Raw genomic sequence first — 18398 nt, 5'->3', positions numbered from 1 at the left:
CGTACATGCCGAACGCATATGAGAGCGGGGCGACTTGTGCGCAAGTTGTGTGCGCGGTTTGCCGTTTGTGTGGCTTATTCCCGGCCCGACTTGCCCTGGAATAACGGCATTTGAGCGTATGCGGCCGTTTCTTCGCCGCCAGAATTCTCGTCCGATTGACCTGTTGCGCTGGGCATCGGTCCAGATACATTCAGCGGCGGTCGACGCGTTCCGGCGCACACCCCGCGGACCATTTCCGGGGGGTGAGGTCTGACCCGGGTCCGCGGAGTGCGGTCCTGCGCAAGGGCCAGTAATAGGGGAGTTAGGCATGGCTCAGGGCACCGTCAAGTGGTTCAACGCGGAGAAGGGGTACGGCTTCATCGCGGTCGACGGTGGTGCGGATGTTTTCGTCCACTACAGCGCGATCCAGATGGACGGGTACCGCACCCTGGAGGAGGGTCAGCGGGTCGAGTTCGAGATCTCGCAGGGCCAGAAGGGGCCACAGGCGGACATGGTCCGGGTCACCGCCTGAGGCGGCGGCCGACTGCATCGTTGGAAGAAGGCCCGCATCCCCAGTACGGGGTTGCGGGCCTTCTGCTGTTCCCAGGCCCCTCCGGTGGACCTCCGTTCGCCCGCGCCCGCGCGAAAGTGCCGAGGTGCGGGGTGGTGCGGGTTCCCGCAGGTGCCGGGCCTGCGTCGCGTGCGCGCCCCGCGCGTCCACGCGCGTCCACGCGCGGGCGCGTGCGAGGAGAGGTGACGGTCCCGCCCGTCAGGCGCTTGCACTCGGTGGGTGCGAGTGCTAATCATTGCGTTAGCACTCTCCCCGTGAGAGTGCTGAATGGACCGGGTCGGTGAGGCCCGCATGCCAGGTGGGGCAAGGAACCACCGGGCAGGCAGGCCGTCCGTCGCGGGCGCCAGCGCGGTCCGAGTTTTCCAGCCCCAGTCCGGAGGGACCACTTCACATGGCCAAGATCATCGCGTTCGACGAGGAGGCGCGGCGCGGCCTTGAGCGCGGTATGAACCAGCTCGCCGACGCCGTCAAGGTCACCCTCGGCCCCAAGGGCCGCAACGTCGTCCTTGAGAAGAAGTGGGGCGCCCCCACGATCACCAACGATGGTGTGTCCATCGCCAAGGAGATCGAGCTGGAGGACCCGTACGAGAAGATCGGCGCCGAGCTGGTCAAGGAGGTCGCGAAGAAGACGGACGACGTCGCCGGTGACGGCACGACGACCGCGACCGTCCTGGCCCAGGCGCTGGTCCGCGAGGGGCTGCGCAACGTCGCCGCCGGCGCCAACCCGATGGCCCTCAAGCGCGGCATCGAGAAGGCCGTCGAGGCCGTCTCCGGTGCGCTGCTGGACCAGGCCAAGGAGATCGAGACCAAGGAGCAGATCGCCTCCACCGCGTCCATCTCCGCCGCCGACCCGCAGATCGGCGAGCTGATCGCCGAGGCCATGGACAAGGTCGGCAAGGAAGGCGTCATCACCGTCGAGGAGTCCCAGACCTTCGGTCTGGAGCTGGAGCTCACCGAGGGTATGCGCTTCGACAAGGGCTACATCTCGGCGTACTTCGCGACCGACATGGAGCGCATGGAGGCGGCGCTCGAGGACCCGTACATCCTCATCGTCAACTCCAAGATCGGCAACGTGAAGGACCTGCTGCCTCTCCTGGAGAAGGTCATGCAGTCCGGCAAGCCGCTGCTGATCATCGCCGAGGACGTCGAGGGCGAGGCCCTGTCGACCCTGGTCGTCAACAAGATCCGCGGCACCTTCAAGTCCGTCGCGGTCAAGGCCCCCGGCTTCGGTGACCGCCGCAAGGCCATGCTCGGCGACATCGCCATCCTCACCGGTGGCACCGTCATCTCCGAGGAGGTCGGCCTCAAGCTGGAGAACGCCGGTCTCGACCTGCTCGGCCGCGCCCGCAAGGTCGTCATCACCAAGGACGAGACCACCATCGTCGACGGTGCCGGCGACAGCGAGCAGGTCCAGGGCCGGGTCAACCAGATCCGCGCCGAGATCGAGAACAGCGACTCGGACTACGACCGCGAGAAGCTCCAGGAGCGCCTCGCGAAGCTGGCCGGCGGCGTGGCCGTCATCAAGGCCGGTGCCGCGACCGAGGTCGAGCTCAAGGAGCGCAAGCACCGCATCGAGGACGCCGTTCGCAACGCGAAGGCGGCCGTCGAGGAGGGCATCGTCGCCGGTGGTGGCGTGGCCCTGCTGCAGGCTTCCTCGGTCTTCGAGAAGCTGGAGCTGGACGGCGACGAGGCCACCGGTGCCGCCGCCGTGAAGCTGGCCCTGGAGGCCCCGCTCAAGCAGATCTCCGTGAACGCCGGCCTCGAGGGTGGCGTCATCGTGGAGAAGGTGCGCAACCTGACCCCCGGTCACGGTCTGAACGCCGCGTCCGGCGAGTACGTCGACATGATCGCCGAGGGCATCATCGACCCGGCCAAGGTCACGCGCTCCGCGCTGCAGAACGCCGCCTCCATCGCGGCGCTGTTCCTCACCACCGAGGCCGTCATCGCCGACAAGCCGGAGAAGGCCGCCGCGGCCGCTCCGGGCGGCATGCCGGGCGGTGACATGGACTTCTGATCGACCTCTGGTTGATCGAGTTCTGTTCCGTTCGCCGGGGCGGCACCCCTCTCACAGGGGGTGCCGCCCCGGCGGCGTTTTTCCTGCCCCCGGGGTGGCGACGGCGGAGCAGGGGAGAGGCGCGACGGGAGCGCACGGAAGGGCACGGCGGCGAGGGCCGGGCCATGCGATCAGGGCATGGGCATCAGGGGACGGGTTCGGCCTGACGGGTGGCGGCTCGGCGTGCCTCCGACCGGCGCGCCAACGGAGCGGGCCCCACCGGGGAGACCCTTCGCACTGGGCCCTGTCCGATGGGGCTGCGCGGGCCCGCACAGGTCCCATCGGACAGGCCCCAGGCCCCCGCCCCCACCCGGAACAGGACCCGCCCGTGCCGAACGTCCCGAACCCCACACGGACCGGTGCCCGCACCGTCTACGAGCCCGTGGTCGCGCCCACCACCCGCTACGCCGGCCGGGAGGCCGCCGCGGCCGGCCTCTTCGGTGCCGCCGCCCTGCTCTACAACTGGTGGCTGCTGGAGTTCGCGCTCCCCACCGGCCTCGATCCCCGGCACTCCTACGTCAGCGAGCTCTACGCCGCCGACCAGCCGTTCCGCGTCCTCTTCAGCGGTCTGGAGAGCGGCTGCGCCCTCCTGGTCATCACCGGCGCCCTGCTCGCCCGCAGTACGCCCATGGGCCACGGCCGTTGGGCCCGCGCGGGTTGGCTCTCGTTGGCCGGCCTCGGCCTCTCCTCACTGGCCGACGTCCTCCTCCCCATGGCCTGCGCCCCCTCGGTGGAGTCCGGCTGCGAGGCCGTCCACCCCTGGCACACCGCCACCAGTGCCTTCGCCCACTTCTTCCTCTTCGCCTCGATGGCGTCCCTGAGCCGCGCCGCCGTCGTCCAGCGCCCGCCGATGCCGCTGGTCCGCCGCTGGGGGCCGCGCGTCCTGGCCATGGCGATGCCCGCCGCGATCCTCACCGTCGGCCCGCTCGTCGGCCACCCCGGCTGGCACGGTGTCCCGCAGCGTGCCCATCTGGTGCTGGTGGGCGTGTGGTACGCCCTGCTGGCCACGGAGTTGGGGCGCTCGGCGCGCAGGCGGCGACGCTGGGCGGGCCGCTGGGACGGTCGTTGGATGCGGTACGTGGACGGGCTCGGGCGCGTATGGCGGAGCGCACCCGTTGGACGCGGGAACGGATCTGGTGGGGAAGGGGCCGGCCCTGGGGGAGCGGGCCCGGAGGCGTCCGGTCGGGAGGGGACTGCCTGAGCGTGGCGGGCAGGGGGTGGGCTGGTCGGGGTGAGGTGCGGCGGAGTTGTGGATTCCGGCTCGTTGCCGCCGGCTTGCCGCGGCTGGCTCTGGCTCTGGCTTCCGACTTTCGGCTTCCGGTTCTCTGTTTGGGGCCTTTGCTTCCTGCCTCCTGCTTTCGGCGTTCTGCTTTCTGGTCTTGGTTGTCGGTGCTCAGTCCCCGGAGGGGGATGTGGAGGTGGCCACCCGGAGGCCTTGCGTGCCGTGGGTGGTCTGGATGTCCGGATCTGACGTGTGGAGGGCAGTGTGGGGCGTGGCGTCGGTGGCTCGGGTCGTATGCGGCTCGCCGGCGGGCGAGTTGAGGTTTGTGCGCTGCTGTGCGCTGAGGCCGAAGAGGTAGGTGGCGACGAAGCCGACGGCGTAGCCGATGAGGAGGCCGAGGGCGTAGACGGTGAGCGTGGTGGTGAGTGAGTGGTTGCCCTTGACCAGGGGGAAGAGGGCCCAGCCGGAGGGGCCGATGGCGGTGGTGCCGACGGCGTCGCCGAGTTGGTTGAAGAGGCCGATGAAGCCGCCGCCGAAGGCACCGCCGAGGCAGGCGGTGACGAAGGGGCGGCCGAGGGGGAGCGAGACGCCGTAGATCAGGGGCTCGCCGACGCCGAGCAGGCCGGCGGGGAGGGCGGAGCGGATCGTCGTACGGAGTGAGTGGTTGCGGCGGAGGCGGACGTAGAGGGCGAGGGCGGCGCCCACCTGGCCGGCGCCGGCCATGGCGAGGATCGGGAGGAGGGTGGTGTAGCCCTGCTGCTGGATCAGGGTGGTGTGGATGGGGATGAGGGCTTGGTGGAGGCCCAGCATCACCAGGGGGAGGAAGAGGCCGCCGAGGAGGAAGCCGGCGATGGCGCCGCCGTGGGTGAGCAGCCAGCCGGCGGCGGTGCCGATGGCGGTGGAGACCTCACCGGCGGCCCACATCAGGCCGAAGACGGTGACCAGTCCGGTGAGGAGGACGGTGAGGGTGGGGGTGAGGAGGACGTCCAGGGCTTCGGGGACGCGTCTGCGGAGCTGCTTCTCCAGCTGGGCGGCGAGGAGGGCGGCGGCCAGGGCGCCGAGGACGCCGCCCTGGCCGGGGGCGAGTTGCCGGCCGAACGCGGTGACGTGGGCGATGCCCGGGAAGACGGTGACCGCGGCGACCGCGCCGCCCAGGACGGGGGTGCCGCCGAACTCCTTCGCGGTGTTGTGGCCGACGAAGACCGCGATCAGGGACATGAAGCCGGAGGCGAGGGCGGTCAGGGCCGGGACCAGGGCGGGCAGCCAACCGGCGTTGGTGAGCAGGCCGTTGAGGCCGGCGATGATGCCGCAGCCGATGAGGGCGGGGATCAGCGGCACGAAGATGTCGGCGATGCGGCGGAGGAACAGCTTTACGGGGGTGGCGTTGCGAGACTTCTGGCGGGCTTTGAGGGCGGCGCCTTGGGCGGCCAGGTCGGCGGCGGTGGTGGAGGAGGAGGCAGCGGGGGCGACGGTGGTCGGGGCTTCGGTCGGGGTGCGGGGGTACTCGTCGGCTGATGATGGGGTGGGGGTGACCGTGAGTGTGGGGGCTTCGGTGATGAGGCGTTCGAACTCGGGGGTGACGCGGGCGACCGTGCCGGGGCCGAGCACGATCTGGTAGGTGTCGTCCTCCACGACGCCGAGGACGGCGGGGAGCGCCTTGAGGGCGTCGTCCTGGACCAGGGAGCGGTCCTTGATGCCCAGGCGGAGGCGGGTCATGCAGTGGGCGACGGAGATGACGTTGTCGGCGCCGCCGACGAGGGGGAGGAGCGCGGCGGCGGTGGCGCGGTGCTTGTCTTCGCTCATGGGCGGTGCCTTGCTGTGCGGTCAATGGGGCCAGGTGGGGTGGGGGACGGCGGACGGGGCGGGGTGAGGCGAGGGTCAGGTGCTGTGGTGGGTGGGGTCGGGGGCGGACTGGAGGGCGGTGCGGAGGTGGCCCTTGGAAGCGTTGAGGAGGCGGGCCGCCTCGTGGCCGTCGACACCGCCGAGCAGGACGAGGATGGCGTTCTTCACCTCGCCGTCGGTCTCGGTGAGGGCGGCCTCGATCTCCAGGTCGGAGGCGCCGGTGGCGAGCGCGACGATGCGGCGTGAGCGGGCCCGCAGCTTGTCGTTGGAGGCGCGGACGTCGACCATCAGGTTCCCGAAGGTCTTGCCCAGACGGATCATGGTGATCGTCGAGATCATGTTGAGGACGAGCTTCTGGGCGGTGCCCGCCTTGAGGCGGGTGGAGCCGGTGATCAGCTCGGGGCCGACGACGATCTCGATGCCGTGCTCGGCGGCCGCGGCGAGGGCGGAATCGGCGTTGCAGGACAGGCCGATGGTCAGGGCGCCGATGGTCCGGGCGTGCTCGACGGCGCCGATGGCGTAGGGGGTGCGGCCGGAGGCGGAGATGCCGACGACGACGTCGCGGTCGGCGACGGCGAGCGCGGTCAGATCGGCGGCGGCCAGCTCCTTGCTGTCCTCGGCGCCTTCGACGGCGGTGACCATCGCGGACGGGCCGCCCGCGATCAGGCCGAGGACTTCGGACGGGTCGGTGTTGAAGGTGGGCGGGCATTCGCTGGCGTCCAGGACGCCGAGGCGGCCGGCCGTGCCGGCGCCGGCGTAGATCAGGCGGCCGCCGCGGGCCATGCGGGCGGCGGTGGCGTCGATGGCGGCGGCGATCTCGGGGAGGCGTGCGGCGACGGCGGCGGGGACGGTGGCGTCCTCGTCGTTCATCAGGCGGGCGATGTCGAGGGTCGGGCGGCGGTCGATGTCGGCGAGGTCGGGGCGGAACGCCTCGGTGGTGAGGGACTCCAGCTGGGTGCGCAGGGCTGCGTAGTGGGGATCGGTCGGCGGCATACGGGCGGGGCTCCTTGGGGTGGTGGGCGCGGAGGGGTCAGGGATGGGGGTGGTGGCGGTGGGCGAGGGCTTCGTAGGAGGCGGAGAGGGCGGGGGCGGCCGTTTCGTAGGTGCGCTGGGCGACGCCTATGAAGAGGCAGTCCACGACGAGGAGTTGACTGGTGCGGGAGGACATGGCCGCGGGGCGCAGCTCGCTCTCGCGGGCCGTGGACGTGGTCAGGACGTGGTCGGCGTAGGCGGCGATCTCGCCGTCGGGGCGGCCGGTGATGGCGATCGTCGTCGCGCCGTGGTCGAAGGCGACCCGCAGCGGCTCTATGACGTCCGTCGTGCGGCCGGAGTGGGTGATCGCGATGGCCACGTCGCGGGCGCGCATCTGCACGGCGTTGGTCACGGCGAGGTGCGGGTCGGAGTGGGCGTGCGCGATCAGGCCGATGCGCAGCAGCTTTTGGACCAGGTCCTGCGCGACGAGGTTGGAGGCGCCTATTCCGTAGACGTCGATCCGGCGCGCGGCGGCGAGGGCGGCGACGGATGCCTCCAACTGGGTGACGTCCAGTGCGGCGGCGGTGTCGGCGAGGCACTGCTGCTCTTCCTGGGCGAGCTTGGTGACGACGTCGACCAGGGAGTCGTCGACCGCTATGTCGGCCGTCACGGCGGGTGCGCTGCCGGTCGCCTGCTGCGCGGCGAGGGCGGCGAGGGCGAGGCGCAGATCGCGGTAGCCCGGATAGCCGAGGAGGCGGGAGGTGCGCACGACGGTGGCTTCGCTGGTGCCGGTGCGCTCGGCGAGGCCCGTGACGGTGAGGGCGGCGCAGCCGGCCGGATCGCCGGCGACCGTCTCGGCCACCCGCTGCATGGAGCGGGTCATCGTCGGTGCGAGCGTGCGGACCTTGGAGGCCAGCGCCGCGGGGGCGGGCGGAGCCGGCGGGGGCGGGGGCGAGGTCGGTCTGCTGCTCCTGAAAGTTTCCTTCATCGCGCTCGTCATGGCTGAAAGCTATTTTCAGCGCCGCGGCGCGTCAACACCCTCCGTGAAGCCTGTGGATAGACCGCGGACGGCGTCGGCCGCCGGCCTGTGGATAACTTCGGCTGTGCGGCGGCTCGGGCGAGAATGAGGTCATGGAGCTGGAACAGGCATTGCACGCCGCGCGAGCGCTGGTGCTCGCCGACCTGATGGCCGACGACGTCGCGGACGCCGAGATCGTCTCGCTCGTCGAGGACGCGGTCACGCACCGCCGATGGTGGGTGGAGCAGTGGCCTGAAGGTGCCTCGTTCGTCGCGGGACTCATAGCGCAGGACGTACAGGACGCCCTGCTGGAGCGGTACGGACGGTGGCCGCTGTGTCCGGTGTGCACGGACGCCGGTGATCCACACGCGCTGGATGTGGAGCCGGAGTTGGGCCCGGACCCGCACTGGGTGTGTCCGAAGACGGCGGTGGCCGTCGCCCCGGTCGGGCGGCTGCGGGCGCCGGCGGAGGGCTGAGGTGGCGATCTATATCGACCCGCCCATCTGGCCTGGGCACGGTCGTATGTGGTCGCACCTGGTCAGTGACCGGTCGTTCGACGAACTGCACCGCTTCGCGGCCGCGATGGGCGTGCCGCGGCGGGCCTTCGAGCGCGATCACTACGACCTGCCGGCCGAGCGGTATGACGATGCCGTGCGGGCGGGGGCGGTGGAGGTCGGTTCCAAGGAGCTGGTCCGCCGGCTCACGGAAGCGGGGCTGCGGCGCCCGAAGCACCGTGATCGCCGGGGAGCCGTGTGAAGCGGCGCTCGGGCGCATGGTGACGGGTGGCGGCCGACGCGGGTGAGGCGGGAGCCGAAGAAAGAGCCGGTCCGGCCGCTGCATGCGGCGGCCGGACCGGCGAGGCGGCGGGGGCGTCAGCGGGTTTCCGTGGCGTCGACGGTGGTGGAGGTGGGGGAGGGGGCCTCGCTGCCGGTGGGGGAGGGGGCCCTACGGGGCGACGTGGCGGCCCTCCCCGGCGTCACACCGCCCCCACCCGACACCGCCACAACGCGCGACCGCCCCGTAGCGCGGTGCATCCGGTAGGCGAGTGCGGTGGTGAGGACGGCGACGGCGGCGAGGGCCGCGCCGGTCCAGGCGACGGACGGGTAGCCCCAGCCGGCGCTGATCGTCACGCCGCCCAGCCAGGGGCCGAGGGTGTTGCCGATGTTGAAGGCGGCGGTGGTGGTGGCGCCGGCGAGGGTCGGGGCCGCGTTCGCCACGTTGAACATCCGGGCGTTGAGGGCCGGGGCCGTGGTGAAGGCCGTGACGCCGAGCATGAGGGAGAGGGCCACGGCGGCGATCGGGCTGTGGGCGGTCAGCGCCAGGACGGTGAGGACGACGGTGGAGGCCGCGATGCCGCCGAAGAGCGTGCCGAAGAGGTGGGCGTCGGCGATCCGGCCGCCGATGAACGTACCGATCAGCGCGCCGACGCCGAACAGCACCAGCACCCCCGGCACCCAGCTCTCGGCCAGGCCCGCGGTGTCGGTCAGGAGCGGGGAGAGGTACGAGAAGAGGGCGAAGACCGCGGCGCCGTTCATGGCGGTGGCGATCAGCGCCAGCCAGACCTGCTTGTCCTTGTAGATGGTCAGCTCGCGGCGGAGCTGCGGGCGGTCCTCGCCGGTGGGCACCTCCGTCCGCGGCACGAGGGCGACGACGCCGACGAGGCCGATCGCGGTGAGCACCGCCACCGCCCAGAAGGCCGAGCGCCAGCCGGCGTGCTGGCCCAGCAGGGCGCCGGCCGGTACGCCGGCGATGTTGGCGATGCTCAGGCCGCCGACCATGACGGCCATGGCGCGGGCCCGGGCGTTGACCGGGACGAGCGAGACGGCCACGGCCGCGCCCACCGCCCAGAAACCGGCGCAGGCCAGCGCGCTCACCACCCGGGACACGAAGAGCACGGAGTAGGAGGGCGACAGGGCGCCGGCGACCTGGCCGAGGCCGAAGAGGGCGAGCAGGGATATCAGGGTGGTGCGGCGGGGCAGGCGGAGCGTGGCCGCGGCCAGTACGGGGGCGCCGACCACCATCCCGATGGCGAACGCGGAGACCAGCAGTCCGGCCTGCGGGATGGAGACCCGCAGATCGCGGGCGAGCGGCTGGAGGATGCCCGAAAGCATGAACTCGCTGGTGCCCAGGGCGAATACGGACAGGCCAAGGACGTAGACGGCGATGGGGAGGCGGGCGCGGGGACCGGGGGCGGATGGTGCTGGCATGACAGGTACCAACCGGCCGGGCGGGTGTGGGCATTCCCGGTTGCGGGGTGTCGTCCGCCACCCGCAGAGCGCCCGCCGGTCGGCCACGGACCGCTCGCCCGCCGGCCACGGGGCGTGTGCCCGCCCCGGTCAGGCGCTGCCGTCCGCCCCGGTCAGTCGCTCTCGCCGGTGCGGTGGTCGCTGCCGCTCTCCAGGAGGGCGAGCTCGGTCGACAGGTTGTGCCGGGCCGGCCCCTCCCAGTGGTCGTGCGCCCATGGGGTCCGGAACAGGCGGGGCAGCGCGAGGAGTTGGCGCAGGACGGCGGCGCGGCCGGCCCGGAAGTCCGGGTCGGGGACGAAGGCGTACTCGGCGCGGACGGCGGCGGCGTAGGCGGCGTAGGCGTCGGGGGAGCCGGCCAGTACGGCCAGGTCGGCGTCGCACAGGACGGCGCCGTCGCGGTCGTCGGGCGCCGGGGCGTGGGTGACGGTGAGGCGGACGAGGCGGGCGACCTCGGCCGTACGGGGCGCGGCGATGCCCAGTTCGGGGAGGGCGCGCTCGGCGAGGGCGGCGCTGCGCTCCTCGTTCTCGGAGCGGTCGGGCCGGTAGACGGCGTCGTGGAACCAGGCCGCCAGCTGGACGGTGGGCAGGTCCTCGGCGTACGCGGCGAGTTCGTCGATCCGGTCGAGGACGGCGATGAGGTGGTCGGTGGTGTGGTAGCGGCGCTGCGGTTCGGCCCAGCGGCGGAGGAGGTTGTCCGCGTACGGGGTGGGGTCGGGGCCCTCCTGGGCGCCGCGGGCCTGGGCCACGGTGGCCGCCCAGCGGGCGGCCAGGGCGTGGTGGGGGTCGGTCATGGGCGTCATTGTGCCGGTCAGGAGCCGGGCTCGTCGCGGCAGGAATGGAGGTCGATCAGGTCCACATTGGGTTTGTAGTGGGAAATCCAGTCGGGGTCGGCCGAGGGAATCGAGTCGAGCGACTGCTTGAAGTCCTGTTCCCAGTCGCTGGATTCCACGTATTCGCGCAGTGCGTCGCGGAGTTTGTAGCAGTCGTCGCGATGGCCTTTCGCCATGGCGATTCCGTAGCGGTTGGGCGGGCCGATGGTGAGGTTCGGGACGACCTTCAAATCCTTGTACTTCTGGGTGAATCCGTAGAGGATCATCAGGTCGGTGGAGACCGCGGCGGCGTGTCCCGTACGCAGGTCCTCGATGCAGCTGGAGGCGTCGGAGGCGTCGTAGGGGAAGCTGCCGGTGTATTTCTTGAGGGTGTCGGTGGAGGTCGTTCCGGTCCAGGCGCAGACGCGTTTGTGATGGAGGTCCGAGAGGTTTCGGATGCCGCGCTCGTCCTTGAGGACCATGAATCCCTGAGGGGTGGAGGCGTAGGGGCCGACGAAGTCGAGGTCCTCCATGCGCTTGGGGGTGATGGAGAAGGTCGCGACGACCAGGTCCTTCTTCTTGTTGTGGAGGACGGTGCTGCGCAGTTCGGAGGGGACTTCGCCGAAATCCGGTTCCACCTTGAGTTTCTTGAGCACGTGGTTGGCGACCGCGACGTCGAATCCGATGGGCTGGTAGTGCTCGATGGCGCTGGTGCCGGGCTGGTCGTTCTTTATTCCCACATCGACTTTTCCGGACTGGAAAAGGGACTCCGCTGAGGAGCCGCAGGCGGAGGCGGTCGCCGCGAGGCCGACGAGGAGCAGCAAGGGCGCCAGCGTGCTACGGCGCATCGTCATGGGATCCCCGTTTCTCCGCGCGAGGCACGGACGTGTGCGGTGGGGTCACTTGTCGTAGAGGGCGGCGTGGGTGGTGCGGATGTCCAGCCGGCAGCCGGGGGCGGTGGTGAGCTCGACGCTGACCCGCGCGGTGCGGACCTGTGCGCCCAGGGGGAACTCGGCGGTGCCGCCGTGGCGGACGGTGGCCGGTCGGGTCATGTCGCCGGAGGGGAGCAGTGTGAGCTCGGCCGAGGAATCCGGGCGGCAGGTGGGGCCGTTGCGGTCGTGGTCGTCGATGGCCAGGGTGAGGCGCAGGGTGTTGCGGGACTCCTTGGGGGCGTCGATGTCCAGGGTGAGGGTGTAGCGGGCGCCGTTGGTCAGGGAGCGCTGTGCCAGCGGTGCGACCTTGCCCGTGACGTCGATCTCGCCGTGGGTGGCGACGCTCCGGAAGGCCAGCCAGCCGCCGACGGTGGCCAGGACGGAGACGAGGGAGAGTGCGGCCACGATCCGGGCGTCGCGCGGGCGTTGGACGAGGACGCGGGCGGCGGCGGTGGCGAGCGCGAGGGCTGTCAGGATGCCCCACAGGACGTACTGGGCGGCCGGGCCGTCCGGCCAGGCGGTGCCGGCGAGGATCAGGCCGGCGCAGGCCAGGATCAGGGGCAGCCAGCGGGCGCTGGGGTGTTGCATGGCCCAGCGGACGATGACGTTGCGGATGGAGCCGGCGGCGATGGAGTAGTCGCCCTGGGCGGTGGTGGTGTTCTGGGTGTCTCCCGGGCCCGGGCGGTGCGGGCGCCGGGGGCTCATGCATCGCCCCGGGGCTGGGGGGCGCCTCCCATGGTGATGGTGCCGTGGATCTCGCTGGCGACGATGGAGCCCTGGCCGGTGGCGGTGTTGTGGTGGACGACCCGCGGGCCGGTGGTTCCGGCGAGCTGCGCGACGTGGTGGCGGAATCCTTCGGCGTCGTGCTCGGGGGAGTTCAGCCAGGCGGTCAGGGCGGCGGCGAGCAGCCGGCGGTCGTTGTCGTCGAGGGTGGCCAGCAGGCGGTCGAGGGCGTCGGCGCGGTCGGTGTCGAGGAGGGGCTGTGCGGTGTCGTCGCCGGGAGCGGTGTCGCGGCGGTGCAGCAGGCGGCGGAAGAAGCCCTCGCCGGCGGTCACGGTGCGTTTGGCGATCTCGTCCTGGGCGGCGGTGAGGACGGAGGTGCCCAGGCTGTTGGCCGCTAGTACGAGATATGGAGCTATTTCGGCAGATACGGTGGCAAGGTCGGACATTCAGTTTCTCCGTCCTCGGGTTGCGGGCAGGCGGCGGATGGCTGCAACGCCCTTACAGGAAAGGCGTGTTACCCATGTGAAGGCTGATTCACACTCGCTTTATTGGGTGGTTTCGGGAGGGTGGGAGACGAGGAGGGCGGGTGGATTTCGGCCGCGTCGCGAGGCGGGTGGCGGTGCGGCGGTCAGCGAGCGCTTAGTCTGGGTATTGGACTAGACCTGTTGTGGGGTGAGGGGCGGGAGCGGTGGGCCGCGGGACGTGCGTGCGGCGTCGCTCCGGCCGCCCGCCCCGCGCGCTCTTGCCACGTCGCTCGTCATCGGAAGGTTGGGTCGTATGAATCAGCGCGCGCTCCTGGAGGTGATCGCCCTCGGCCCCGAGGACGCGGTCGCCGCGCAGGCCGGCGGTGCCGACCGCCTGGAACTGGTCGCGGACATGGCGGCGGACGGACTGACGCCGTCGCGCACCACGTTCGCCGCGATCCGCGCGGCCGTCGACATTCCGCTACGGGTGATGCTGCGCGCCGCCGACGGCTTCGCGGCGGGCGACGTGGACGCGCTGTGCGCGCAGGCGGCGGCGCTGCGGGCGGAGGGGGCGCAGGAGTTCGTCCTGGGGTTCCTGACGCCGGGCGGGCGGGCGGACCTCGCCGCGGTGCGGGCGCTGGCCGAGGCGGTCGACGGGTGCCGGTGGACGTTCCACCGGGCCGTGGACCGGGCCGCCGACCGCGACGCGCTCCGCAGAGACCTGGCGGGTCTCACGGGGCCGGCCGGGCTCGACACGTATCTGACCGCGGGCGCCGCGGAGGGCGTCGCCGCGGGGCTGGCGACGCTGGTCGCCGAGCAGGCGCGCACCGCGGCGGACGAGCCCGGGTACGCGCCGCGGATCCTGGTCGGCGGCGGGCTCCGGCTGGAGCACCTGCCGGAACTGCGGGCGGCCGGGCTCGACGCCTTCCACATCGGGGGCGCCGCCCGCCCCGGCGGCTGGAGCGCCCCGGTGGACGCCGCGGCCGTACGGGAGTGGCGGGCGGCCCTGGACGCCCCGGTGGTCTCGCCGGTCTGAGACGGGGTGTACGGGGCGGCGCCTCCGGGGCGCCCGCCCTCGCTTCCCGTAGGGGGCGGGTGCGGGCCGGCCGCCCAAGGGGCCGGCCGGCCGGCCGGGGCCTCGCCGACTGCCAGGCGCGGACTGCCAGTTGGCCCGGCCCACCCGGCCCACCCGGCCCACCCGGCCCGGCCCGCCCGGCCTGCCCCGCCCGGTCGCCTCAGTCGTTCCCGAGGTGCTCCGGCAGGTCCGTCGCGTGGACGATCGTCAGGCCGGAGACCGGGCGGGTCAGGCACACATAGAGGCGGCGCAGGCCGGTCCGCTCGTCCGGTTCGCCGTCCACGATGGCGGCCGGCTCGTCCACCACCACGTAGTCGTACTCCAGACCCTTGGCCAACGTGGCGGGCACCAGCGTCAGCCGGGCCTCGGCCGAGGTCTCCGCGCCCGGGGCCAGGCAGGTGATCCCGGCCTCCTCAAGTGCCGTGCGCAGCACCGGAATTCGCGCGTCCGCGGCGATCAGGCCGATCGAGCCCTCCTTGGCCAGCGCGTCGCGGCAGGCCGTCAGGACCGTCTGGTCCAGGTCCGCCGGCCGCACCGTGCGGATCGCGAAGTCGCCCGCGGACTCGCGGATGGAGGTGGCCTCCTTCAGGTCGGGGGCGATCGCGGGCAGCAACCGGGACGCGTAGGCGATGACCTCGCGCGGCACGCGGAAGCCCTGGGTCAGCTCCTCGACGGTGGAACCGGGCTTGCCCAGATGGGTCAGCGCCTGCTCCCAGGTGTCGGTCGCCCACGGGGTGGTGCCCTGGGCGATGTCGCCCAGGATCGTCGCCGAACCCGTGGTGCAGCGGCGGCCCACCGCGCGGTACTGCATGGGGGACAGGTCCTGCGCCTCGTCCAGCACCACATGGCCCAGCGAGTGCGTCCGGCTGACCAGGTCCATCGTCTCGTCGATCAACACCGCGTCCGCGGACGACCACTTGGCGCTCTTCGCGCTGCGGGCCGGCTTCGTCCACAGGATCGTCTTCTGCTCCTCCGGGGTGAGGAGCCCCTCGGCGTGCTCGGCGAGGAAGTCGGCGTCGCCCAGCAGCCGCAGCACCAGCTTCGCCGGGTCGACCGGCGGCCAGATCGCCTTGACCGCAGCCTTCACCGCGGCGTTACGGGCCACCGCGTCCTGCACCCGGTCGTCGGGTGCCTCGCCCGCCTGCTCCATCCGCACCAGGACGGCGTGCGCGATCCGCTGCGGCAGCGCCTCGCGGGCCGCGCCGTAACGGATGTCGCGGTCCCGCAACTCCTGCACGATCTCTTCGAGTTCATACGCCGGAATACGCCAGCGGCGGGAGCCGCGGACCACCACGCAGGGCTCCTGCGGCGGCGTGATGTGCGAGTGGACCGCCCGGCGCAGCACCGCGGCCATCCGCGCGTCGCCCTTGACGGTGGCCGCGGCCGCGTCGTCCGTGCCGCGCACCTCCACATGGCCGACCAGGTCGTCGATCGTGGCCTGCTTGACCTCCAACTCGCCCAGGGCGGGCAGCACTTGCTCGATGTACTGGAGGAACGAGCGGTTCGGGCCGATCACCAGGGTGCCGGAGCGGGCCAGCCGCTCCCGGTGGGCGTAGAGCAGATACGCGACCCGGTGCAGGCCCACCGCGGTCTTGCCGGTACCGGGCGCCCCCTGGACGCAGACCGTGCCGCCGATGCCGGCCCGGACGATCTCGTCCTGCTCGGGCTGGATGGTGGCGACGATGTCGCGCATCGGGCCGACGCGCGGACGCTCGATCTCGGCCTGGAGGAGGGCGCTGGTGGTCTCGGCCTCGGCCGGGTCGGTGAGGTGCTCGTCCTCGTAGGCGGTCAGCTCGCCACCGGTGTAGCCGAAGCGGCGGCGCAGCTTGAGGTCCATCGGGTCCTTCTTGGAGGCCCGGTAGAACGGCTGGGAGACCGGGGCGCGCCAGTCGATGACCATGGGGTCGCCGTCGGTGTCGTGCACGTGGCGGCGCCCGACGTAGAAGTTCTCCCCGATGGCGCCTTCGGCGAGGTCGAGGCCGGGGGCGTGGAGGTAGTCGAGCCGGCCGAAGAAGAGCGGGGTGCCGGAGAGGTCGGCGAGGGCCTTGATGCGGGCGTCGATCTCGCCCTGGAGGACCTCGGCGTTGACCCAGTTCGCGGTGACGTTCGTGATGTCGAGGGCCTGGGCGTCCTCCCGCATGGCGCGCAGGGCGGCGCGGGAGGCGGTGAGGTGCGCACGCTCCCGCTGGAGCGGGTCGGCGGCCGCGGCCTCCTGAGCGGGCGACGGGTCCAGGCTTTCGGTGCGTGGCGCCGGCGTTGAGGGGTGGTGGTCGGGCGACGGGTCCAGGCTTTCGGTGCGTGGCGCCGGCGTTGAGGGGTGGTGGTCGGGCGACGGGTCCAGGCTTTCGGTGCGTAGCGCCGGCGTTGAGGGGTGGTGGTCGGGCGACGGGTGGGCGTGCGAGGGCACGGGCTTGCCTCCGGTAGCGGGTCATTCCTGGTATGCGGCGCCGGTGCGACGGCGGGCGTCGGCATGATGCGAGGGCCGCCCGGTTTCCGACCGGACGGCGGCACTCCCCTGACGGGAGGCAGGCAGGCGCGCGATTTTAGTCAGCGGCCGTCTGGGGCGCCAATGGATTTTCCGGTGGGCGGGCGGGGGAGGGGGAGAACCCTCACGTCCCGTAGGTCTCCCGTAGGGGATGGAGTGGGCCCAGAGGTTGATGCCGGGACGCGGAGAGATCGCACCGTGGGGCGATGTGCGCCACTCACGTGAAAACGATGATGGAGACATGAGCAGCGCAACGATTTCCTCAGCCTCCGTCCACGCCGTCCCGCTCCGTTCGGCCAAGGGTGCCGCGGCCCTCGGCGCCGATCGCACCGCCGGCTCGGCGGACGCCCACGAGCACCGCCGCCCGCTGGGCAACGCCCTGCGCGCGGTCAAGGTCTTCACCGCCGCCGCCTTCAGCGTGGTGGTGATGGGGGAGTACACCGAGGGCTGATCCGCCACCACGCACGGCTTCACTGCACCGCGGCTTTCACTTCACCGCACCGCATGCACTTCACCGCACCGCATGCGCCGCACCGCACCGCATGCGCCGCACGGTCAGACAGGCGGCATCACGCCCCATTCGTGCGTGTGATGCCTGATTCCGCATGGACATCCGTTTGACCGGAAAGCGTTACAGACGGTCGGTCTCGATCCACTAGCGTCGCCGCAGCCAGCGCGCGCTCAGGGCGACGAGGAGGGGTCAAGGATTGTCTGCCGCCGACGGGACGGGGACGTGGACATGGAGACGCACCTGGGCGCAGAGCTTGGCGAGCCCCGGCCGGCTGGGGACAGGCGCGGCGCTGCTGGCGCTGTCCTGCGCCGGGCTGTTCGCGCTCTCACTGGCCGTGCAGCTCCCGATGTCCGACATAGAGGTCTACCGCGCCGAGGGGCAGGCCGCCGCGACCGGCGGTGATCTCTACGGCTTCACGGTCACCAAGTGGGCGCTGCCGGCGACGTATCCGCCGTTCGCCGCCCTGCTGTTCATCCCGACCACCTGGATCTCGCTCACCACCCTCAAGATCACCTGCGTGATGGTCAACGCGGCCCTGCTGGCGTTGTTGATCCATCTCTCCTGCAAGGCCGCCGGCCTGCGCCGGGCCGCGTACTCCGCGCCGCTGGTCCTCGCCACCACCGCGCTTGGCATCTGGCTCGAACCGGTCTTCCAGACCCTGGTCTTCGGGCAGATCAACCTCGTCCTGACCTGTCTGGTCCTGTGGGATCTCTCCCGTCCGGACGGGGCCCGCTTCAAGGGCTTCGCCACGGGGCTCGCCGCGGGCGTCAAGCTCACCCCTGCGATCTTCGCGGTCTATCTGCTGATCACGGGTCGGGTGAGGGCGGCGTGCACCGTCCTGGCCGGGTTCGTGGTGTCGGTGCTGCTGGGGGCGCTGGTACTGCCCGGGGCGAGCGTGGAGTTCTGGACGCGGCGGATGTTCGAGACGCAGCGCGTGGGCAAGGTGTGGATCGTCGACAACCAGTCGCTCCAGGGGCTGGTCGCACGGCTTGCGCGCACCACCACACCGGGCGTCTGGTGGCTGGCGGCGGCCGTGGTCACCGGGGTGGCCGGGCTCTGGATCGCCCGCCGTCTGTACGCCCGCCGCGGCGGGGACCTCTGGGGTGTGCTGGCCGTGGCCGTCACGGCGCTGCTGGTCTCGCCGATCAGCTGGTCGCACCACTGGGTCTGGTGCGTGCCGCTGCTGGCCGCGCTGAGCGCGCGCGCCCGGCGCGACCCCTGGCGCTGGGCGCTGGTGGGCGCCGTCGCGGTCGCCTTCAGCGCCCGCTCGATGTGGGTCCTCCACCACGGTGGCCTGCGGGCGCTGCACTTCGCCTGGTGGCAGCAGCCGCTCGCCGCCCCCTATCCGCTGCTCGGCCTCGCGCTGCTGGCCGCGCTGGCCTGGTGGACGGTCCGGACGCCGCCGCGCACCGGCGCCCCCGGAGGGGAGCCGGCCGCCCGGGGCGTCCCCAAGCCGCGCAGCGGCGATCGGCCGGCCGCGGCGACGCACCCCTGAG

Annotated in this window: 17 protein-coding genes; 8 read left to right on the top strand and 9 right to left on the bottom strand. The window is 72.1% G+C overall.

The annotated features are described in order from the left end of the window. Positions 1-307 precede the first annotated feature (307 nt). The 3 genes from ACIQE0_RS04850 (at position 308) to ACIQE0_RS04840 (ending at position 3804) form a co-directional block, all read left to right on the top strand. On the top strand, positions 308-511 hold the full coding sequence (locus ACIQE0_RS04850) for a cold-shock protein (protein WP_004986573.1): 204 nt from the start codon (positions 308-310) through the stop codon (positions 509-511). Positions 512-941: 430 nt separating this feature from the next. Then, complete coding sequence (gene groL, locus ACIQE0_RS04845; protein WP_366332344.1) at positions 942-2564, top strand: chaperonin GroEL; 1623 nt, start codon at positions 942-944, stop codon at positions 2562-2564. Between the two features lie 367 nt (positions 2565-2931). Continuing rightward, on the top strand, positions 2932-3804 hold the full coding sequence (locus tag ACIQE0_RS04840; RefSeq protein WP_402329097.1) for a DUF998 domain-containing protein: 873 nt from the start codon (positions 2932-2934) through the stop codon (positions 3802-3804). 192 nt (positions 3805-3996) lie between these two features. Here the strand turns inward: ACIQE0_RS04840 and ACIQE0_RS04835 are convergent, their stop codons facing one another. The 3 genes from ACIQE0_RS04835 to ACIQE0_RS04825 form a co-directional block, all read right to left on the bottom strand. Beyond that, positions 3997-5628 (bottom strand): PTS transporter subunit EIIC, encoded by a 1632-nt coding sequence (locus ACIQE0_RS04835; protein WP_402329095.1) that lies wholly within the window; start codon positions 5626-5628, stop codon positions 3997-3999. A gap of 75 nt (positions 5629-5703) precedes the next feature. Then, positions 5704-6660 carry an N-acetylmuramic acid 6-phosphate etherase gene (murQ, locus tag ACIQE0_RS04830; RefSeq protein ID WP_402329093.1) on the bottom strand — a complete coding sequence of 319 codons (957 nt, stop codon included), beginning with the start codon at positions 6658-6660 and terminating at the stop codon, positions 5704-5706. A 37-nt stretch (positions 6661-6697) separates the two neighbouring features. Then, positions 6698-7639 (bottom strand): MurR/RpiR family transcriptional regulator, encoded by a 942-nt coding sequence (locus ACIQE0_RS04825; protein WP_402329091.1) that lies wholly within the window; start codon positions 7637-7639, stop codon positions 6698-6700. A 131-nt stretch (positions 7640-7770) separates the two neighbouring features. Here ACIQE0_RS04825 and ACIQE0_RS04820 point away from each other — a divergent pair, with 131 nt between their 5' ends. Both ACIQE0_RS04820 and ACIQE0_RS04815 read left to right on the top strand, forming a co-directional pair. Next, entirely contained in the window at positions 7771-8133 is a 363-nt protein-coding gene (locus ACIQE0_RS04820; protein WP_366332349.1) for a hypothetical protein, read from the top strand. Between the two features lies 1 nt (position 8134). Further along, positions 8135-8413 carry a DUF4031 domain-containing protein gene (locus ACIQE0_RS04815; RefSeq protein ID WP_366332350.1) on the top strand — a complete coding sequence of 93 codons (279 nt, stop codon included), beginning with the start codon at positions 8135-8137 and terminating at the stop codon, positions 8411-8413. A gap of 116 nt (positions 8414-8529) precedes the next feature. On the opposite strand, the gene ACIQE0_RS04810 is transcribed toward ACIQE0_RS04815, so the two are convergent. The 5 genes from ACIQE0_RS04810 to ACIQE0_RS04790 form a co-directional block, all read right to left on the bottom strand. Further along, complete coding sequence (locus tag ACIQE0_RS04810; protein WP_402329089.1) at positions 8530-9864, bottom strand: Cmx/CmrA family chloramphenicol efflux MFS transporter; 1335 nt, start codon at positions 9862-9864, stop codon at positions 8530-8532. 152 nt (positions 9865-10016) lie between these two features. Then, positions 10017-10694 (bottom strand): hypothetical protein, encoded by a 678-nt coding sequence (locus tag ACIQE0_RS04805; protein ID WP_402329087.1) that lies wholly within the window; start codon positions 10692-10694, stop codon positions 10017-10019. 17 nt (positions 10695-10711) lie between these two features. Beyond that, positions 10712-11566 (bottom strand): transporter substrate-binding domain-containing protein, encoded by an 855-nt coding sequence (locus tag ACIQE0_RS04800; protein ID WP_402329085.1) that lies wholly within the window; start codon positions 11564-11566, stop codon positions 10712-10714. A gap of 45 nt (positions 11567-11611) precedes the next feature. Beyond that, positions 11612-12349, bottom strand: coding sequence for a hypothetical protein (locus ACIQE0_RS04795; protein ID WP_402329083.1), 738 nt, complete (start codon positions 12347-12349; stop codon positions 11612-11614). Then, on the bottom strand, positions 12346-12813 hold the full coding sequence (locus tag ACIQE0_RS04790; protein WP_366332355.1) for a hypothetical protein: 468 nt from the start codon (positions 12811-12813) through the stop codon (positions 12346-12348). The genes ACIQE0_RS04795 and ACIQE0_RS04790 overlap by 4 nt, the downstream gene beginning before the upstream one ends. A gap of 331 nt (positions 12814-13144) precedes the next feature. Between ACIQE0_RS04790 and ACIQE0_RS04785 the strand changes: the two genes are divergently transcribed. Continuing rightward, positions 13145-13867 carry a copper homeostasis protein CutC gene (locus ACIQE0_RS04785; RefSeq protein WP_402329081.1) on the top strand — a complete coding sequence of 241 codons (723 nt, stop codon included), beginning with the start codon at positions 13145-13147 and terminating at the stop codon, positions 13865-13867. Positions 13868-14066: 199 nt separating this feature from the next. Here the strand turns inward: ACIQE0_RS04785 and ACIQE0_RS04780 are convergent, their stop codons facing one another. Then, positions 14067-16139, bottom strand: a complete 2073-nt coding sequence (locus tag ACIQE0_RS04780; RefSeq protein WP_402329258.1) for a HelD family protein — start codon at positions 16137-16139, stop codon at positions 14067-14069. 493 nt (positions 16140-16632) lie between these two features. Here ACIQE0_RS04780 and ACIQE0_RS04775 point away from each other — a divergent pair, with 493 nt between their 5' ends. Both ACIQE0_RS04775 and ACIQE0_RS04770 read left to right on the top strand, forming a co-directional pair. After that, positions 16633-16842, top strand: coding sequence for a hypothetical protein (locus ACIQE0_RS04775; protein WP_402329079.1), 210 nt, complete (start codon positions 16633-16635; stop codon positions 16840-16842). Between the two features lie 256 nt (positions 16843-17098). Further along, positions 17099-18397, top strand: a complete 1299-nt coding sequence (locus ACIQE0_RS04770; protein ID WP_402329077.1) for a glycosyltransferase 87 family protein — start codon at positions 17099-17101, stop codon at positions 18395-18397. Position 18398: the final 1 nt, after the last annotated feature.

The organism is Streptomyces sp. NPDC093097, from assembly GCF_044754325.1.
Lineage (GTDB): Bacteria > Actinomycetota > Actinomycetes > Streptomycetales > Streptomycetaceae > Streptomyces.
The sequence above is the reverse complement of the archived record's forward strand: the minus strand, read 5'-3'. Positions and strand labels throughout refer to the sequence as shown.

Bases quoted from the DNA above. Each gene is read 5' to 3' on its own strand.
- groL (WP_366332344.1), top strand. From the start codon at position 942: ATGGCCAAGATCATCGCGTTCGACGAGGAGGCGCGGCGCGGCCTTGAG.
- ACIQE0_RS04820 (WP_366332349.1), top strand. From the start codon at position 7,771: ATGGAGCTGGAACAGGCATTGCACGCCGCGCGAGCGCTGGTGCTCGCC.
- ACIQE0_RS04795 (WP_402329083.1), bottom strand. From the start codon at position 12,349: ATGAGCCCCCGGCGCCCGCACCGCCCGGGCCCGGGAGACACCCAGAAC.
- ACIQE0_RS04800 (WP_402329085.1), bottom strand. From the start codon at position 11,566: ATGACGATGCGCCGTAGCACGCTGGCGCCCTTGCTGCTCCTCGTCGGC.
- murQ (WP_402329093.1), bottom strand. From the start codon at position 6,660: ATGCCGCCGACCGATCCCCACTACGCAGCCCTGCGCACCCAGCTGGAG.
- ACIQE0_RS04775 (WP_402329079.1), top strand. From the start codon at position 16,633: ATGAGCAGCGCAACGATTTCCTCAGCCTCCGTCCACGCCGTCCCGCTC.
- ACIQE0_RS04785 (WP_402329081.1), top strand. From the start codon at position 13,145: ATGAATCAGCGCGCGCTCCTGGAGGTGATCGCCCTCGGCCCCGAGGAC.
- ACIQE0_RS04810 (WP_402329089.1), bottom strand. From the start codon at position 9,864: ATGCCAGCACCATCCGCCCCCGGTCCCCGCGCCCGCCTCCCCATCGCC.
- ACIQE0_RS04825 (WP_402329091.1), bottom strand. From the start codon at position 7,639: ATGACGAGCGCGATGAAGGAAACTTTCAGGAGCAGCAGACCGACCTCG.
- ACIQE0_RS04805 (WP_402329087.1), bottom strand. From the start codon at position 10,694: ATGACCGACCCCCACCACGCCCTGGCCGCCCGCTGGGCGGCCACCGTG.
- ACIQE0_RS04790 (WP_366332355.1), bottom strand. From the start codon at position 12,813: ATGTCCGACCTTGCCACCGTATCTGCCGAAATAGCTCCATATCTCGTA.
- ACIQE0_RS04835 (WP_402329095.1), bottom strand. From the start codon at position 5,628: ATGAGCGAAGACAAGCACCGCGCCACCGCCGCCGCGCTCCTCCCCCTC.
- ACIQE0_RS04850 (WP_004986573.1), top strand. From the start codon at position 308: ATGGCTCAGGGCACCGTCAAGTGGTTCAACGCGGAGAAGGGGTACGGC.